Genomic DNA, 17,659 nt, shown 5'->3' with positions numbered 1-17,659 from the left:
GAACCATGGTAAGTGGAGAGCAGACGCCTTGATCAGTAAATGTAAACACCCCTCTACGCTCCCCTCAAGGGGAGAATCTTTGCTTGTTAGGCATAATTCCGTTTCCAGCCTTTCGGTTGAGCGCCTTGTCAGGTTCCGGTGCCGAAGGCATTGCGACCTTTAGGGAGCAAAGGAAGCTGGCGCAGCGCGAGGCCGGAAGGCGGGGCCTCGCGGCCGTGAGCGCACGGAGCTTAGCGATGCAACAACAAAGTGATTAAACCCATGAAAACTGCGGTCCTCCGCTAACAAAAGCGGACTACGAGTTCACAGGAAAACAGGCAAAGAACTCCACTGCGCCAGCAAAGCATCTAAAACCCTAAAATGAAAAAAGCCTCAGAAGATATTCTGAGGCTTTCCCAATCCAAACTTATCGTTGTACCGGCTGCGGCTCATGCAACTGGAGCACTCGGCCGGTGTGCGCCCTTAATTCCTCGCACAGTTGCGGGTTGTCGTCCAGGGAGATGCCGAAGGAGGGGATCATTTCCTTGATTTTGTTCTGCCACTCAGGAGTGTTTGCTTTTTGCGGAAAGCATTTGTGGATGAGGTTCACCATGATGGAAACAGCCGTGGAGGCACCTGGTGAGGCACCCAGCAAAGCGGCAATAGAGCCATCGGCGGCGCTTACCACCTCGGTTCCGAACTCCAAGACCCCGCCTTTTACAGGGTCTTTCTTGATCACCTGCACCCGTTGTCCGGCTACTTCCAGTTCCCAATCCTCGGCTTTAGCAGTTGGCACGTACTCGCGCAGGGCATCCAAACGGTCTTCCGGGGACTGCCTTACCTGGTTGATGAGGTATTTGGTAAGCGGAATATTGGTGTAACCCGCCGCCAGCATCGGGCGCAGGTTGTTCATCTTGATGGAGAAAGGCAGGTCAAAGAAAGAGCCTTTCTTCAGGAATTTGGTGGTGAAACCGGCGTACGGTCCAAAAAGCAAAGCCTTTTCCCCGTTGATCACGCGGGTATCCAGGTGCGGCACCGACATAGGTGGCGAACCCACGGCGGCTTTACCGTAGACTTTGGCTTGGTGCTGGGCAATGATGTCTGGGTTGGTGCATTTGAGCCACTGTCCGCTTACCGGGAAACCACCGAAGCCTTTTCCTTCAGGGATGCCAGAGGCCAGCAGCAGGGGTAGTGATCCGCCACCGGCGCCAATGAAGACGAACTTGGTGCGGGCGCGGCGTTTCTGGCCGGTATTCAGGTCTTTGACCCGTACGCGCCATTTGCCATCGTCCTTGTGCCGGAAGGAGCGCACCTCATGGTTGCGGTAAAGTTCTACGCCGCCCATTTCCTTCAAGTGTTTGAAGAGCTGGCGGGTAAGGCATCCGAAGTTCACATCGGTACCTACTTCCATGCGGGTGGCGGCCACTTTCATGTTTTTGTCACGGCCGTTCATGATGAGCGGCATCCATTCTTCCAGTTGGCTGAAATCCTCTGAGTACTGCATGCCCTGGAAGAGCGGTGACTTGGTCATGGCGTCATAGCGCTTGCGCAGGAAGTTCACGTTTTTGTCTCCCCAGACAAAGCTCATGTGCGGCACGCTGCGGATGAACATCTTGGGGTCTGCGAGGATGCCACGCTCTACCAGGTACGCCCAGAACTGGCGCGATTGCTCAAACCACTCGGCAATGACATCGGCTTTGGAGATATCAATGGAGCCATCGGGTTTCTCAGGGGTATAGTTAAGTTCGCAGAAAGCGGAGTGGCCGGTACCGGCGTTGTTCCAGGCATCGGAACTTTCGGCGGCCACTTCGTCTAGCCGCTCATATATTTCTATGGTCAAATCCGGTTGCAGTTGCTTTAGCATCACGCCCAGGGTGGCGCTCATAATGCCAGCGCCAATCAACACTACATCTGGCTCGGTTACTATTTTGTCCATGGTATTAGGTTATTTACTTCCTAGAGTACGAAGAAACCAACAGAAAGTGTTTTGCCCAAATAAGGAAGTTGTGAATTGAATATCAAAGAGGTGAGGGCTTTTGCACGCCTGGGTTGGGGAATGCTTTAGTTCTTGTTTATCACCATGATAGGGGCAAAAGGTAATTTCAGGCTGGTATACTCGGGGAAAGTAGGTTCCTGACGGGCTTTATAGGCTGAGTTTGCCCTTATCAAAGGAGTTGTTCAAAATCCTGGCGGGGGGCTGCTGTATGAAGCTCTCTCTTAACCTAAAGCAAGGCATCTTCTTATATATGATTGGCTTAATATTTGCGGCGCTTTAAAGTGGTTTTCCTGTTTTTAACCTGATTTAAAGAAAAGAGGCCTAAAAGGGAGAAAGCTGTTGGAAAGGCTGTCCGTCCAGCAAACTACTTCTTTCACCTGTCCATTCAATTCACCTAAACCTAAACCACTATGAAAAAGCTATTGATGCCGATCCTGTTCGCTTTATGCTTCACCAGTACCTCTGTTGCCCAGGACCAACCCGCCAAGAGAACCGAGGAATATTGCGATGCCTTTATGTGGGAAAAGACCTTTGGCAAACAGTTTTACATGTCTGTAGACTTCGGCAGTGCCCAACAGAAACGGGGTGAAAAATTGCTGGACGCCTCCGGCAACCCCTTGGAATTTATCTCACCCATAGATGCCTTGAATTATATGAACCGACAGGGCTGGGAACTGGTGCACGTCTACGTTGTGCGGGAAGACAAAACAGATTTCCGCCATTATGTAATGAAGCGGAAATTGAGCGTGCAGGAGTAAAGTAGCATGATTACCTCCTCTGGTTTTAGGCCTATTTTTGAAAATTGGGCTGAAAACCTAGAGGAGGTTATTTTGTTGACTTCAGTTATATGCTTTGTACCTGACTTAGGCTAAAACATGGCCAAAAGCTTCATAGACATGTTCTAATTTTCTGTTGAGAAGCGCTTGATACTCAAGTCAATGTAAAATGAGGTGTTACTCTTTTCTTTGTAATAATGTTGAACCTTTGTCAATTACATCTCTAGCTATATCTAAAGCTGAATTAACATCTTTTATACTTTTCGAGTTTTCACTAATTGGACTGCGGTAGATACCATATACTGCATGCAGTATCAACTCGTCTTTGTTTTTGTCGTCGTTTAAGATATCTGCATATGCCTTTATTGTTAATGCAGCAGCTGATTTAAATGCGTATTCTTCTTGAAAGTTTCTTTCTTTATTATATTGAGATATAGAGTAGTATAATAAAAAGAAGAACGGTAAAGATTTTAATGAGTTGATTAAAATGCTTTCCCATTTTAATGAGGCTTCTATTCCGTGCATTTCTCCTAAGTAACCAAAGAAGTTGGTAAAAATACTTAGTATCGCAATAAATGTTAATACACCCATTACGCCAACAGCATACCTCCAAAATTCTAAAGGACCGTTAAGTTCGCTTTTTCTTTGTTTGAAAGTCTCAAATAAAGATGCTCCAACCTCTCTGCCTATTAGATTGTCTAAGTAAGAGTTTCTATCAGTGAAATATTGATGCTTTGATTCTACAAATGAAAGTTTTTCTTCAAAGTCCGTGTATAAGCCTAAATAGTTTTTCTCTGTTTTATTAAGCTTACTTATCAAATCAGAGAATTCTAATTTAAATTTAGATAAACTTAAATTTATATTTTCCTCTGTACTTTCGATTTTAGATTGCGATTTTTCAACCTCAACAAGAATAGAGTTTATTCTAGTATCATATTGGGTTGATGTATTTAAGAGATTTTGAATTTGGTTTGTATTTGTGTTTGAAGAGTTAAGATTGTTTGTTATTTGCTGAAGTTCAACTTCTTTCTGGCTTTTAAAATTATTTAAAGAAGTTAGGCTTTCCTTGATATCTAATTTTAATTTATTGTATTGCTCTTTTAGTTTTTTAATATCAGTCTCTATTAATTTTATAGAATCTGATTTTTGTTGTATAATTTCTGAATTTTCTAAAATAGGTTTAAGGTTTGCTTTTTCTAATAGGCCGTTTTGCAATTCATAATGAGCTAACCATAATATTGTATTCTCAGCTGACGGAAACTGATGAGAATTAATGTAATAAATTAGGTTTGTAATGGATGAATAAACGTCACTTTGGCCAAATTCTGCAGTGGTGAAGCTATATGGAAGAATTAATTTGTTCGAGCTTTTTATTGCAAGTTCAAGTTTGTTTACTAGTCGTTTACTTAAACTTATGAAATCCAAAACAGACATCCTACTGATTATGGTGGCACCTAAATCTGTTTCATTAGGGTATGCTGCTGAGAATATTTCCTCTAATTCTAATTTTTTGAAAGCCTCTACTTGGATAAAGATATTGTCAATTTCGTGTTTTTGCATTTTTGTTTCTTAGTTTATAAGATCAGTATGTCCAATGAATAATTCTATTTTAATTTAATATTGTACTCTCATACTCCCATTCCTCCACGCGTTCCTCTTCAAAGTAATACACCACGCAGGTGATTTTGCTGAATACTAGCTCGCGGAACAGGGCGGCGTAGGAGTTCAGGTTGTCAATGTATTCCTGCTTGGCAGGAGGGAGTTTGTAGTCAATGAGTGTCACGTCACCGGACTGCCCGAACACGATGCGGTCTGGTTTGTAACGGTTAGTGCGCACGTCCAAGACCTCGCGCTCGTTCTCCACGGTCATGGCGCGGCTGAAATAGCGCTTCATCTGCGGGTGGTTGAGCACGTGCTGCACCATCTGGGTAAGGGTAGGCAGTTCGCGCTGCGAGATGATACCCTGGTGCACCAGTTGGCGCAGGGCTTTGGGCGCTTCCTCGGCGTAGGTGATGCGGGCCAGGGCGTAGTGCAGCTTGCGGTTCCAGCGGCGGTGTTCCTGCTGGGTCTCAAAATCGAAGACGTTGTTGGCGTGCTGCTTCAGCTTCAGGTTGCGGGCCCAGTCCGCTGAGGTGAATTTGTCCAGCACGTAGACTTCCTCGGTGAGGGGTTTGTGGCTCACGGCCTGCTGCGCGCCTTTGGCTAGTTGATAGCAGTATTTCCCTTCCTGCCACAGCTCTTTCTGCTCCAGGTAGCGGTAGAGCCAGTAGCTCACGTTTTTCTGGTAATTGGCCTTTTTGAAATCCTGCGCCTTGGCAATGAGGTAGAGCCGGTCTACGGGACGGGTGAGGGCCACGTAGAGCATGTTCAGGTTCTCAATAAAAGTCTTCTCCAGCTTTTGGGCGTACTGTTCTTGCAAGGCCGTCTGCTCCAGCTTCTTGTTCAGGGTCACCACGGCGGTGCGCAGTTTGCTGTCCCCGGCCACACTCTCGGGCAGCGTACCCCAGAGCAGGGAGGAGGTCTGAGGTTCCAGGCTCCAGTCGCAGAAGGGCACAATCACCACGGGGTAATCCAGGCCTTTTGATTTGTGGATGCTGGTGATGGTGATGGCGTCTCGGTCTTTGGGCGTGTTGATGCTCAGGTGCTCCTTATGCAGATCCCAGTACTGCAGGAAGTTGTTGAGGTTGTTGCTGTACTTGAGCGTGTACTCCAGCACCAAATCCAGGAACCGGAACAGGTACTCGCACTCGTTGTTCTTGCCCAACAGGTCAAACACCCTGATGAGCTTCTCGGTGAGTTCATAGATAGACAGATTGCCTGAATCCTTATAATCTATGTCGAAGCCCTGACCTTGCAGAAATCGGAAGAACGGCTCAATGCTGGGATCGGTGGCCAACTCCGCGATCTTGCCGGTGGTCACGTTGTCGGGCATCTGCTGGTGCACCACTTTGTAGACCAGGTACAAGGCCTGCGAACGGGCCAGGCTGTCCTGCGGCTGGTTCAGGAGCTTGAAGAAAGAGATGATCAGGTTGATGACCTCGGCAAACTGCAGCGAGAGCGAGTCCTGCGAGATGATGTCATACTTCTTCTGCTTCAGGAAATTGGCCACCAACTTGCTGTTGCGGTTCGTGCGGCTCAGGATGGCGATGTCGCGCGGCGCGTACCCATCGGCCTGGGCCTGCTGCACCATCTGCAACACCAGCTGCAGGGTGCTTTCCTGGTAAGAGAGCAGGTCATCAGAAGTGTAGCCTTCGTAGATTTCCTCCGTGCGCGTGCAGGAGTCCAGGTCATATTGCCGCGGGCTGTCGTCGTCATAGGTGAACAGCACCTGCAGATGCGCCTGTCCGGCCATTTTGCCCGCCGGTGCTTCCTGCTGGAATTTATCATCGTAAATGGCCTGCAACAACGGGAACTGCGGATTGGCCTGGCTGATGAACCCGAACAGCTCGTTGTTGAACGTGATGATCTCGGGGGCACTGCGGTAGTTGGTGTTCAGGTGCTCCGGCGAGAGGGTCCAGCGCAGCGTGTCATAGCGCGGGGCTACGTTTTCCTCGAAGCGCGAGTTGGCGTACAGGTGCTGCGTCTGGTTGCGGTGCAGGTGCAGGATCTGCTCCATCTCGCCGCCGCGCCAGCCGTAGATGGCCTGCTTGGCATCGCCCACCACCATGTTGAAGTTATCGCTGGCCAGGGCGTTTTCCACCAACGGCAAGAGGTTGTTCCACTGCAGCACCGAAGTATCTTGAAACTCATCAATGAGGATGTGCTGGTACCGTTCGCCCATGCGCTCGTAGATAAACGGGATAGGCTCCTGCAACACAATCTCGGTGATGCGCTTGTTGAACTCCGAGATATGCACCAGGTTCTTGTCCAGCTTGATCTCCTGGATGCAGCGTTCCAGCTCACTCAGCACACTCAGTTTATAGAGGTGCGGCAGCATGGCCGAGATGATGATGTAGTTCTGCGACTCGCGCTCCTTCAGCTCCTCAATCTGCCGGTACAACTCTGACAACCGATGCTTGATCTGCTCAATGCTGGCTTTGGCGCCGGCGCTGGCCTTGCCGCTGGGCCATTTGTCATCCGATACCGTTTTGGCGGCGTTGCTGTTGGCGGTGGTAATGTCAAAGTCACGGGTCCATTTCCGGAAGTAGGAGTAGATGCCGCGGTCGCCGTAGGAGAGGTCGGCGGGGGAGAGGCCGCTGGTGTCAATGAGGTGCATGGCTTCCTCGGCGCAGCCTTTGATCTGCTTCTCAATCTCCTGTTTCTGGGTGTAGAGCGAGGTGCGTATCTTCTTGAAGTCCTGAAGGGTAAGCTTGCCGATGTCAAGCAGATGTTCATAGGTCTGCTCGTTCAATAGATGGCGGGCAAAGTCGGCGAGTTCCTCGGGCAGGTTGTTCCAACTGCGGCCTTCCTCGGCTTTTTCCAGGGCATACTGCTGCAGCGTCTCGGCCAGGAGCCGGTTCTCCTCGCGCAGGTTTACCTTGTTCAGCAGCAGACTCACAGCCGTGCTCAGCAGCGTCTGCGCATCCATGTCCACCTCAAAATTGTGGGGCAGTTTCAGCTCCGTGGTAAAGGCGCTCACCACCCGGTTCACGAATGAGTCAATGGTGCTCACCGCGAACTCAGAGTAATGGAACAGCAGGTGGTCAAACACCCGGCCCGCCCGCCCGCGCAAGGCTTCCTCCGTCAGGTTGGGCTGGCCGTACTCGTGCTGTATCTCATTTAATATGTTCAACAGCAAAATGTCACTCTTGGCTTTCTCCTTCTCCGCCAACTGCGGATCATTGAAGCCCCGCATGGCGCCCAGGATACGGGTCTTCATCTCCTGAGCCGCATCGTTGGTGAAGGTGATGGCCAGGATGTTCTTATAATAGGAGACGTCCTCGCTCTGCAGCGCCAGTTTCAGGTATTCCTTCGTAAGATGGTACGTCTTGCCGGAGCCGGCCGAGGAGGAGTATATTTTAAAGGATGCAGGCACTCTCTTTTTAATTAGGAATTGGGAATCAAGAATCAGGAATTCGGCAAGGCCGAAAAGCTTTTCTGTTTTTGGGCAGTTTTCACGAAAATAGGTAAAAAACAGGAGAAGGGATTTAGGCCAACTTTATTCACTAGTTTTACTTTTCTGGAATGAACTATATAGATGAAAAAGTTTTACTTCTACCTCTTGTTGCTCCCTTTGATCATCCTTCTTGAAAGTTGTAGTAAAGAGGATGATCCGGTCCATCCCAAAGCAGAATATGTAAAAGGCAGTTGGCAGGAAACCAAAGTTCGACAGACTGTTTTTGATGAGACAGGAGCCCTATTGAGGTCTGAAGAATTCGGAGGCAACAAAGAGTATGAATTAGACAGTGAGAATTTACATGCTACCTGGTATAGTGATCCATTGACTTATCATTCTGAACAATTCACTTACAAGATAAAAGGTCAAGATGGCCAACTCCAGATTCAGTACTTGAACAGTTTTTCTAGTAATGTCTATGATATCCAAATTGTTTCAGCTGATGAGATGGTATGGTCACAGAAAAGACCACACCGAGCTCAAACCGGACTGCCAGCAGGCTACACTTTTGTAGAACTATCCTTAAAGAGAAAATAAAGGCTTACAGCTGTCCTGAGACGCAAGCCTCAAAGACACACTGTGTCTGCTTGCCTGTTGCTCCGTTGTATTCCTTTTTCCTCCCATCTTATTAGAGATTCTCCCCTTGAGGATTGCCCAAACGAGAGTTTGAGGTAGATAGCGTAGGTCTCAGGAGGGGTGTTTACACCTGCCGTTCATGGCATTCAATTGAATTATTATCCGATGTAGAGACCACGCACCGCCTTGTCTCCAACGGCTCCTCCGCAACAAACGACAGTGCCTTGCCGCTGCTACCTTCTTTAGTAAATCCCTATCCTTTTCCTCTATAACCAACCCGCCCGCTGTTGTTGGTGTTCTCCCTAATGACCTGAATATCCTCTCTGAAAACCCTCTTAAGTCACTCATAAGCCACAATTGCAGTTGATTTTAGCCTTTATCAAAGGAAGCTTTATGCTAACCATGTTAGTAAATATGTGAATAAATATTTCTCATATATTTAGCTTATCTATATGTCTATACCGTAATTGCTAAAATATTTAGTATTTGTAAGCCTTGTGGTTTTAGCTTTTCCGGAAAAGTATGTTGTTAACAGAGAACCGTACCGTTGCCCATTTAGACCTGGATACCTTTTTTGTGTCGGTGGAGCGTTTGCGCAACAGCCAGCTCCAACATAAACCCATCATTATTGGCGGCCTCTCAGATAGGGGGGTGGTGGCCAGTTGCAGTTATGAGACCCGCTTCTTTGGGGTGCACGCGGGCATGCCCATGAAAATGGCGCGGCAGCTCTGCTCTGAGGCCATCGTGCTGCGCGGCGATATGGAGGCTTACAGTCAGCATTCCCACAAAGTAACCCAGATCATCGCCGAGAAGGCACCGGTCTATGAAAAGGCCTCCATTGACGAGCATTACCTGGATGTGAGCGGCATGGACAAATTCGTGGGGACCTGGAAATGGACGAATGAGCTCCGTGGCACCATTATGAAGGAAACAGGGCTGCCTATCTCCTTCGGGTTGTCGGTTAACAAGACGGTGTCCAAGATCGCGACGGGGCAAGCCAAGCCCAACGGGGCGCTGCAGGTCTGTCAGGAGGAGGTGAAGCCATTCCTGGCGCCGCTGTCCATCCGGAAGATCCCGGGGGTGGGGCAGAAGAATTACCAGTTGTTGCGCAACATGGGCATCCCTACCATTGAGGTGCTCACCATGGTGCCGGTGGAGATGATCCAGAAGGTGCTGGGCAAGGATGGGGTGCACATCTGGGAGAAAGCCAACGGCATTGACCGCGCGCCGGTGGTGCCGTACTCTGAGCAGAAGTCCATCAGCACGGAGAAGACCTTCGCCTCTGATACCACTGATATCGCTTTCCTGAACAACCTGCTGGTGTCCATGACCGAGGGGCTGGCCTTTGATCTGCGCCAACAAGGCAAGCTCACCGGCTGCATCACGGTCAAGATCCGGTACGCCAACTTTGACACGCACACCCAGCAGATCTCCATCCCCTATACCGCTTCGGACCACCTCCTCATCAAGAAGGCGAAAGAACTATTCCAGAAACTCTACAACCGCCGCCTGCTCATCAGGCTGCTAGGCGTGCGCCTGAGCCACCTGGTTCAGGGCTTCCAGCAAATTGATCTCTTTGAAGACACCGCCGAACTGGCCAGCCTCTACCAGGCCATGGACAAGATCAGGAACCGCTACGGCGATAGCGCGGTGAAACGGGCGGTGGGACTTTGAGAATGTGCTGGGTTTAATGTGCTAATGAGATAATGTGCTAATGTGCTAATGGAATGTGTACTTGAGAGAATAGCTCGCTTTGTAGATGGTCTTGCTGATGGTTCGCAGGGGAACAGTTTTTAGCCTCTTTTTAGGAAAACAGCCGCTAAACAAAATAAAACAAAACAAAATAGAGCACATGGTTCAAGTCTGCGACTTGGACCTATCATGACCGGCAGTTTGCAACTGCCGTGAGGCGAAAGCCTCAGGAATTACTGGTGAAGATGGCAGTTCGGAAACGCTCCTCGGTTTGTCCTATTACCTCGGTCTGTCCCCTGACAGACCGGAAAGGCGAACCAAATACCAACCATGGGGTTGGCCTGTCAGGGGACGGGCCAAGGAAACGGAGTTCATCATTTCTTGAAGGATAACGCTGGCGCGAGACTCTGGCTCGTGCCTTCACATTGCTGATCTAGTAAGGCTTTTGGAATGCGTGCGGACACGAGCCGGAGGCTCGCGCCAGCGAACGGAAAGCTTAGAGTGAATCAGCAAAGCCAGTTTGAGGCTTGGGACCCACGGCAGTTGCAAACTGCTGGCATTTTAGGTCCAAGTCACAGACTTGAACCAGGTTCTTCAAAGAATGAATTGGCTGTCAACAACGGCTAAATCAATGAGCATGAATCAGCCCTCCAAAGTAGGAATCCCGCCATCAAGTAAGGTTGTCGTTTAGAGGCTTTTTTTTGAAAAGTAAGTCAAAAGCGTCTTAGCCGGTTCCAGAGGCGCAAAGCGGATTCAAGGTTTTTATTTCAATAAATATGTTAAACATCTGTCGTGCTACATGCTACGTGCTACGTGATTCCAAATGCTAGCCTTCGTCCATTCATATTATAGTCTGCGGTACGGCACGCTGTCGGTGGAGGAGTTGGCGGCGGAGGCAAAGGCGCGGGGGTATGCGGCGCTGGCGTTGACGGACATCAATACCACCTCGGGGGTGTTTCCTTTTATCAAGGCTTGTCAGGCGCAGGGCATTCAGCCGCTGGTGGGCATTGAGTTCCGGCGGGAGCACCAGTGGCTGTACACGGGCATCGCCAGAAACCAGGAGGGCTTCCAGGAGCTGAACGCGTTCCTGAGCAACTACCTGCTGCAGCACCAGCCGCTGCCCGAGGTGCCGCCGGTCTTCTCGCACGCTTTCATTATTTATCCGTTCGCCCGGGCCAGCGCGCTGGTGGGGCAGCAGCAACTCCGCGAGAATGAGTACGTGGGGGTGACGCTGGGTGAGGTGAACCAGCTGCTGTTCTCGGAGTTGCGGCGGCAGGGGGCTCCGCTTTTCATGTACCCGCTGTTCACCTGCAAAGATGCCGAGGGCGTGGCGCTGCACCGGCACCTGCGGGCCATCGATAACAACATCCTGCTGAGCCAGCTGGATACTTCGCACGGCGTGGCCGGGGAAGAGGCTTGTTTTAAGTCCTGCCCCGATATCCTGAAACAATATGCGCAGTTTCCGGAACTGGTGCAGAATGCCGGGAAGCTGGCGCAGGAGGCGGCGTTTACCTTCGATTTTCAGAAAAGAAGGAATAAACTCACGTTCACCGGCACTGACGAGGACGACCGGCTGCTGCTGGAGAAACTGGCCTGGGACGGTCTCCGGAAGCGTTACGGCGCGCAGCATAAGGTAGCCAAACAGCGGGTGGCGCACGAGCTGGCCATCATCCATAAGCTGGGCTTCAGTTCCTATTTCCTCATCACCTGGGACGTGATCCGGTACTCCATGAGCCGGGGTTTTTACCACGTGGGGCGGGGGAGCGGGGCTAATAGCGTGGTGGCTTATTGCTTGCACATCACCGATGTTGACCCAATTGAGCTGGATCTTTACTTTGAGCGCTTCCTCAACCCCAAACGCAGCTCGCCTCCTGATTTCGACATTGACTACAGCTGGGATGAGCGTGATGAGGTGCTGGACTACATCTTCAAGCGGTACGGGAAGCAGCACACGGCCTTGCTGGGCGCCATGGTCACGTTTCAGCAGAGCTCTATCCTGCGCGAGCTGGGTAAGGTGTACGGGCTGCCCAAAGCCGAGTTGGATGCGCTGGTGGCCCAGCCGCTGGCGCATGCCAACACCAGCCGCATCACCCAGAAGATCTTCCAGTACGGAAAGATGCTCACCGATTTCCCCAACGTGCGCTCCATCCACGCCGGGGGCGTGCTCATCTCTGAGGAACCCATCTACTGTTACACGGCCCTGGATCTGCCGCCCAAAGGCTTGCCTACCGTGCAGTGGGACATGTATGTAGCCGAGAGCATCGGGTTTGAGAAGTTGGACATCCTGAGTCAGCGGGGCATTGGGCACATCAAGGAGTGCGTGCAGCTGGTGCAGCAGAACCGGGGCATTAAAGTAGACGCGCATGACGTGGCCCGGTTCAAGCAGGACGAGAAAGTGAAGGAACAGCTGAAGTCCGGCGATACCATCGGGTGTTTCTACATTGAGAGTCCGGCCATGCGGGGGCTCCTGACCAAGCTGCGCTGCGACAATTACCTATCATTGGTGGCAGCCAGCTCCATCATCCGGCCGGGCGTGGCCAAGAGCGGCATGATGAAGGCCTACATCCACCGGTTCCACCACCCGGACCAGATCCAGCACATCCACCCGGTCATGGGCGAGCAGCTGGGAGAGACCTACGGCGTGATGGTCTACCAGGAAGACGTGCTCAAGGTTTGCCATCATTTCGCAGGGCTGGACTTAGCGGATGCCGATGTGCTACGCCGGGCTATGAGCGGCAAGTACCGTTCCCGCGCCGAGTTCCAGAAGCTGGTGGACAAGTTCTTCGCCAACTGCCGGGAGCGTGGCTACCCCGAGGCCATCACCAAGGAGGTCTGGCGGCAGATAGAGTCCTTCGCGGGGTATTCATTCTCCAAAGCGCACTCGGCCTCCTTTGCCGTGGAGAGTTACCAGAGCCTGTTCCTGAAAACCTATTACCCGTTGGAGTTCATGGTGGCGGTGATCAACAACTTCGGGGGCTTCTATAAAACGTGGGTGTACGTGCAGCAGGCCCAGAAAGCCGGTGGCACCATCCATCTGCCCTGCGTGAACCACAGCGGGTACTACACCTCCATCTCGGGTACGGATATTTACCTGGGGCTGGTGCACGTGCAGAACCTGGAGCAGAAAGCGGCCTTCAAACTGGTAAGTGAGCGGGAGGAGAACGGACCTTATGCCTCGCTGGAGGATTTTATCCGGCGCAGCCAGATCACGCTGGAGCAGTTGCTGATTCTGGTGCGGGTGCAGGCGCTGCGGTTCACGGGCCAGGACAAGAAGACGCTGCTCTGGGAGGCACACCTGCACCTGGGCCACAAGGTGGCTGCGCCCGGCCAGGAGTTGCTGTTCCAGACCCCGGTCAAGACCTTTACGCTGCCCGCGCTCACCCACACGCTGGTGGAAGACGCCTATGATGAGATGGAGTTGCTGGGCTTTCCGGTGACCTGCTCGTACTTTGACCTGCTGCAGACCTCGGCGCGGGGCGATGTTCCCGCCAAAGACCTGCTGGCGTTCCTGGGGCAGAAGGTGCGCATGATGGGTCTGCTGGTGACCACCAAGTACGTGCGCACTGTGCGCGGCGAGGTCATGCAGTTCGGTACGTTCCTGGACAGCGCCGGCGATTTCTTTGATACCGTGCATTTCCCGCCCTCGCTCAAGGCCTGGCCCTTCAAAGGCAACGGCGTGTACCTGCTCTATGGCAAAGTGGTGGAGGAGTTCGGGTTCCCCAGCATGGAGGTGGAGAAGATGGCCAAGCTGCCGTTCCAGAAAGATCCGCGGTATTGAGAAGCAGTAATCGGGTGCATTTTCCGTTTCGGGGCCATTTTTCTTAAAACGGCCCCGAAACGGAAAATGTGGTTTGCTGGATGGTAATGCCGGGCCAGGGCTGGCCTGTTTCACTCTGTTCCCGTGCTGTTCTACCTGGCAAAAGGACGAGGAAACTTGCTCCTTGAGGCTGTCGCCTCACTGAAGTTACAAACTTCAGACTAAAGTAGGTCCAAGTTGAAAACTTGAACCAGAAAATACTAAATTAAACGGACTCGCAAGCAAACAAGCATTTTTACTTCTGTTTCTTCTGTTGGCGGCGCTCCCTGTTTTCCTCCTTCATCCGCTGGCGGACATTGTCATCCACCCCTCGGCCGGTGGGCATGGGCGTGAACGCCGATCCGGAGGTAGGCGGAGCTGGCGGGGCGTTTTTTATCTGGGATTTGTGGGCCACGTTCGCCGAGATCCGCTCGGTGAAATGCGGGAACAGGTGGTGCGAGATCCAGGAGCCGCGGGCCTTCCAACCCACCGGTAGTTCTTTCCGGGGTCGCAACGACATCCTGATCACGGCATTCACTACTTTGCTGGGCGGGTCCATGGCAGCCATGCGGGCGGTGTGGCCGCTGTAATTGGCGGCGTGTTGCCAGAACGGCGTGTCCACCGCCCAGGGCTCTACGGTGACAACTTTGATGTTCTTGTGCCCGCTGAGCCTCAGTTCCTGGTTAATGGCCTGGCCCAGATTGAGGACCCCACCTTTGGTGGCGGCGTAGGAGGCATGGTAGGCCAATGGGTTCTCGCTTTCAATGGAGCCCAAGTTGATGAGCGTGCCGTAGCCCTGGGTCTGGAACTGCCGGATGGCGGCGTGGCTCCCGTAGATGAAGCCTTTGAGGTTGATGTCCACAATGCGGGCCTGGTCTGCGATGGGAATTTCCCAGAACCTTCCTATAGCGCCCACGCCGGCCATGTTCACCCACACATCAATCTTGCCGTACTGCTGCACCGCTGCCTCCGCCAGCCGCTGCACATCCTCGGGTTTGCTGATGTCCATGGGTACCACCAGCGCCGTGCCGCCCGCCGCCCGTATCTTGGTGGCAATCTCTTCCAGCAACTCTCCGCGGCGGGCCGCCAGCACCACATTGGCTTTGTACGCTCCCAGTTGCTCGGCTACCCCACGCCCGAATCCGCTGGAAGCACCCACAATCACGAAGGTTTTACCCGCCACCTTCCGCTGCCCCGAAGAACCCAGTTCCCAGGTGGCGCATCCGCCCAGAGCCAGGCAGAACAACAGCATCAACATAAAACCGAAGGCTTGTCTAGGACGTGGCCGCAACGCATTGATGAGCGGCTTGCCCAACGCGGAGGGTTGTTGGAAGACCTCGGGTTGGCACTTCCCGGGGAAACCAGCGAAGCTTGCCGGAAGGCGCAAATCGGGATGGTGCCAGTTTGGTGAAGGAGTGGCCAGATAGGGGGTTTGTAAAGGTATTTTCATGGGGGATGGAGAATCGGTTAAGAATGGAAGGCGCTGTGGTTTGCCCGCAGTCCTATTGTTCACGCGATTAGGCTTATGAAGTTATACCCATTCTGTTCCGTATTTATGCCCACTTGCACCAGCAGAGAGGCTTTCACGTGGGAAGCATCTGTCGTTTTGTATCCTAAATCCTGAAAATGGCTCCAAAACAGAAAAGTGAGACCTGAAGCTTCCCTGATGGTGAAAATATTTTTTTTGGTAACTGTCCTGTTTGCGGCAGGGTTAGGGTGATGGGAGCTTGAGCTTTCTGCGGGGCAATCTTCGGGTGAATCTGTTCTGGCAGGAAACTTTTTTGAGGCTCAATTTGATAATTCGGGCTAAAAATGGCTCCCAAAGCAAGGTTTAGTTTTCTATTGGTTTAATGCAAATTTCAGGGTAAGAAACAGGTTGGACAACTCTAAGAGGAACCTTGAGGAAATAAATAGAATAATGATGTGTTGGAGAGAATAATTGCTTATTAAGATATAATATAACTAAATATATAAAGGTAGCAACCTTTAAGAAAGGAGTAAAGCAGGCAGTTTAATGATGGTAAATAAAGTAAATACCTTGTATTGTGATTGTTGTAGACTGTGTGTGTGGTCTTGCTCTTTTTTTGATGGCAATATTTAATTTGTATTTAAACAGTATAACGGCCTATCTTTACTTTGGCTGATTATTGATTTGTCCTATCTAATCCTCATCCAATAAACAAACATGAAGAGAAATTCCATTACCCTCGGGAGGTTCGCCTTTGCGGCAAGCCTATGTTCAGTTGCCATGTTTACGGCCTGCGACACAGAACAACTCATTGAAAACCACGAAGTATCTACTGACACGCAGGCAGACGCCAGAATGGACGGAGAGCAGCGCGTGGTGCCCAACGAGGTACTGGTGAAGTTCAAAGCCGGCGCTTCTCAAGAGGCCAGAGCTGCCGTGCTCGCCCGCATAGGAGGCAAAGTGAAAGAGAAGATCCTGACCAAGACCATGGAACGCCTCGGCGACAAAGAGGGGTTGGTACTGGTGCACACGCCGCTGGCTGCCCTGGAGGCCCTGAGCAAAGTAAAAGGCGCAAACATGATTGAGTACGCCGAGCCCAACTACATCTATAACCATGAGGCTACTACCACCGAGCCTTACTACACCCAAAACTATCTCTGGGGATTGTACGGCGATGCCACCAACCCTAAGAACGTCTACGGCAGCCAGGCCGGTGAAGCCTGGGCCAAAGGGCATATTGGTTCTACCTCGGTAGTGGTGGGCATTATTGACGAAGGGGTGCAAAATACGCATCCAGATCTGCAGGGCCAGGTTTGGGTTAACCCTTATGACAAAGCAGACGGCATTGACAACGACGGCAACGGTTACATTGACGATGTGAACGGCTGGGACTTTGCCGGCAACAACAAAACCGTTTATGACGGCGGAACCGGAGGCAGCTTAGATGACCACGGCACGCACGTGGCCGGTACCATTGGCGCTAAAAACGACGGGAAAGCCGTAGTAGGCGTGAACTGGAATGTGAAGATGATTTCCTGCAAGTTCCTGGGCCAGAACGGGGGAACCTCGGTTGGTGCCATCAAAGCCCTGGATTACCTAACCGACCTGAAGAACCGCCACGGGATCAACATCGTGGCCAGCAACAACTCCTGGGGAGGCGGCGGTTACTCCCAAGCTCTTTATGATGCTATCAACCGGTCTAACGCCAAGAACATCCTGTTTGTAGCGGCAGCAGGAAACGGTGGCTCAGACGGCGTAGGCGATAACAATGATGCGGTGGCTAACTACCCATCTAACTACAACCTGCCTAACGTCATCGCGGTGGCTGCCATTACCTCTTCTGGCGGACGGGCTTCTTTCTCTAACTACGGAGCCACTACGGTAGACATCGGGGCACCGGGGGCTGCCATTTACTCTACCACCGCCTATAACACTTACTCAGGCTACAGCGGTACGTCTATGGCTACCCCGCATGTAACTGGCGCCGCAGCTTTGTACGCGGCCTCTCATCCGGGCTCTACTGCTGCGGCTATCAAGAATGCCATCCTGAGCAGCGCCACCCCAACGTCTTCGCTGACTGGTAAATGCGTGACCGGCGGCCGCCTGAACATGAGCAATTTCTAGATGTAAGCTATTCCTGTAAAAACAGGTCCTGAACGCAAAGGCCGTCCTGATTCTTTTCAGGGCGGCCTTTTTGTTTTACAGCGGAAGAGTAGGCGCTAAGCTTAAAGCATTGGTGAAGGTGATATTTACTTAAAGTACAGATGCCTAATTAGCGTCATAAAAGCGAGTTATCTAAGTAGATAAAAATGTGTACTTG

The 17,659-nt window shown here is 51.5% G+C and carries 9 protein-coding genes; 5 read left to right on the top strand and 4 right to left on the bottom strand.

What is annotated here, in order from left to right; translation table 11 throughout:
• Nucleotides 1-406 precede the first annotated feature (406 nt).
• Nucleotides 407-1,915, bottom strand: coding sequence for a malate:quinone oxidoreductase (locus J3P34_RS12790; protein WP_210489062.1), 1,509 nt, complete (start codon nt 1,913-1,915; stop codon nt 407-409).
• A gap of 470 nt (nt 1,916-2,385) precedes the next feature.
• On the opposite strand from J3P34_RS12790, the gene J3P34_RS12785 reads away from it, so the two are divergent.
• A complete protein-coding gene (locus J3P34_RS12785; protein WP_210489061.1) occupies nt 2,386-2,733 on the top strand; it encodes a hypothetical protein in 348 nt (115 codons plus the stop codon).
• 195 nt (nt 2,734-2,928) lie between these two features.
• On the opposite strand, the gene J3P34_RS12780 is transcribed toward J3P34_RS12785, so the two are convergent.
• A complete protein-coding gene (locus tag J3P34_RS12780; protein ID WP_210489060.1) occupies nt 2,929-4,311 on the bottom strand; it encodes a hypothetical protein in 1,383 nt (460 codons plus the stop codon).
• Nucleotides 4,312-4,360: 49 nt separating this feature from the next.
• Entirely contained in the window at nt 4,361-7,726 is a 3,366-nt protein-coding gene (locus J3P34_RS12775; RefSeq protein WP_210489059.1) for a UvrD-helicase domain-containing protein, read from the bottom strand.
• A gap of 162 nt (nt 7,727-7,888) precedes the next feature.
• On the opposite strand from J3P34_RS12775, the gene J3P34_RS12770 reads away from it, so the two are divergent.
• The 3 genes from J3P34_RS12770 (at nt 7,889) to J3P34_RS12760 (ending at nt 13,853) form a co-directional block, all read left to right on the top strand.
• Entirely contained in the window at nt 7,889-8,344 is a 456-nt protein-coding gene (locus tag J3P34_RS12770) for a lipocalin family protein (RefSeq protein ID WP_210489058.1), read from the top strand.
• A 561-nt stretch (nt 8,345-8,905) separates the two neighbouring features.
• Entirely contained in the window at nt 8,906-10,057 is a 1,152-nt protein-coding gene (dinB, locus tag J3P34_RS12765) for a DNA polymerase IV (protein ID WP_210489057.1), read from the top strand.
• Between the two features lie 841 nt (nt 10,058-10,898).
• Nucleotides 10,899-13,853: a DNA polymerase III subunit alpha gene (locus J3P34_RS12760; protein WP_210489055.1), complete on the top strand. Its 2,955-nt coding sequence runs from the start codon at nt 10,899-10,901 to the stop codon at nt 13,851-13,853.
• 274 nt (nt 13,854-14,127) lie between these two features.
• Here the strand turns inward: J3P34_RS12760 and J3P34_RS12755 are convergent, their stop codons facing one another.
• On the bottom strand, nt 14,128-15,321 hold the full coding sequence (locus tag J3P34_RS12755; RefSeq protein WP_246853694.1) for an SDR family NAD(P)-dependent oxidoreductase: 1,194 nt from the start codon (nt 15,319-15,321) through the stop codon (nt 14,128-14,130).
• Between the two features lie 735 nt (nt 15,322-16,056).
• On the opposite strand from J3P34_RS12755, the gene J3P34_RS12750 reads away from it, so the two are divergent.
• Nucleotides 16,057-17,463 (top strand): S8 family peptidase, encoded by a 1,407-nt coding sequence (locus J3P34_RS12750; protein ID WP_210489054.1) that lies wholly within the window; start codon nt 16,057-16,059, stop codon nt 17,461-17,463.
• Nucleotides 17,464-17,659 lie beyond the last annotated feature (196 nt).

This window comes from Rufibacter aurantiacus, from assembly GCF_017916345.1.
Lineage (GTDB): Bacteria > Bacteroidota > Bacteroidia > Cytophagales > Hymenobacteraceae > Nibribacter > Nibribacter roseolus.
The sequence above is the reverse complement of the archived record's forward strand: the minus strand, read 5'-3'. Positions and strand labels throughout refer to the sequence as shown.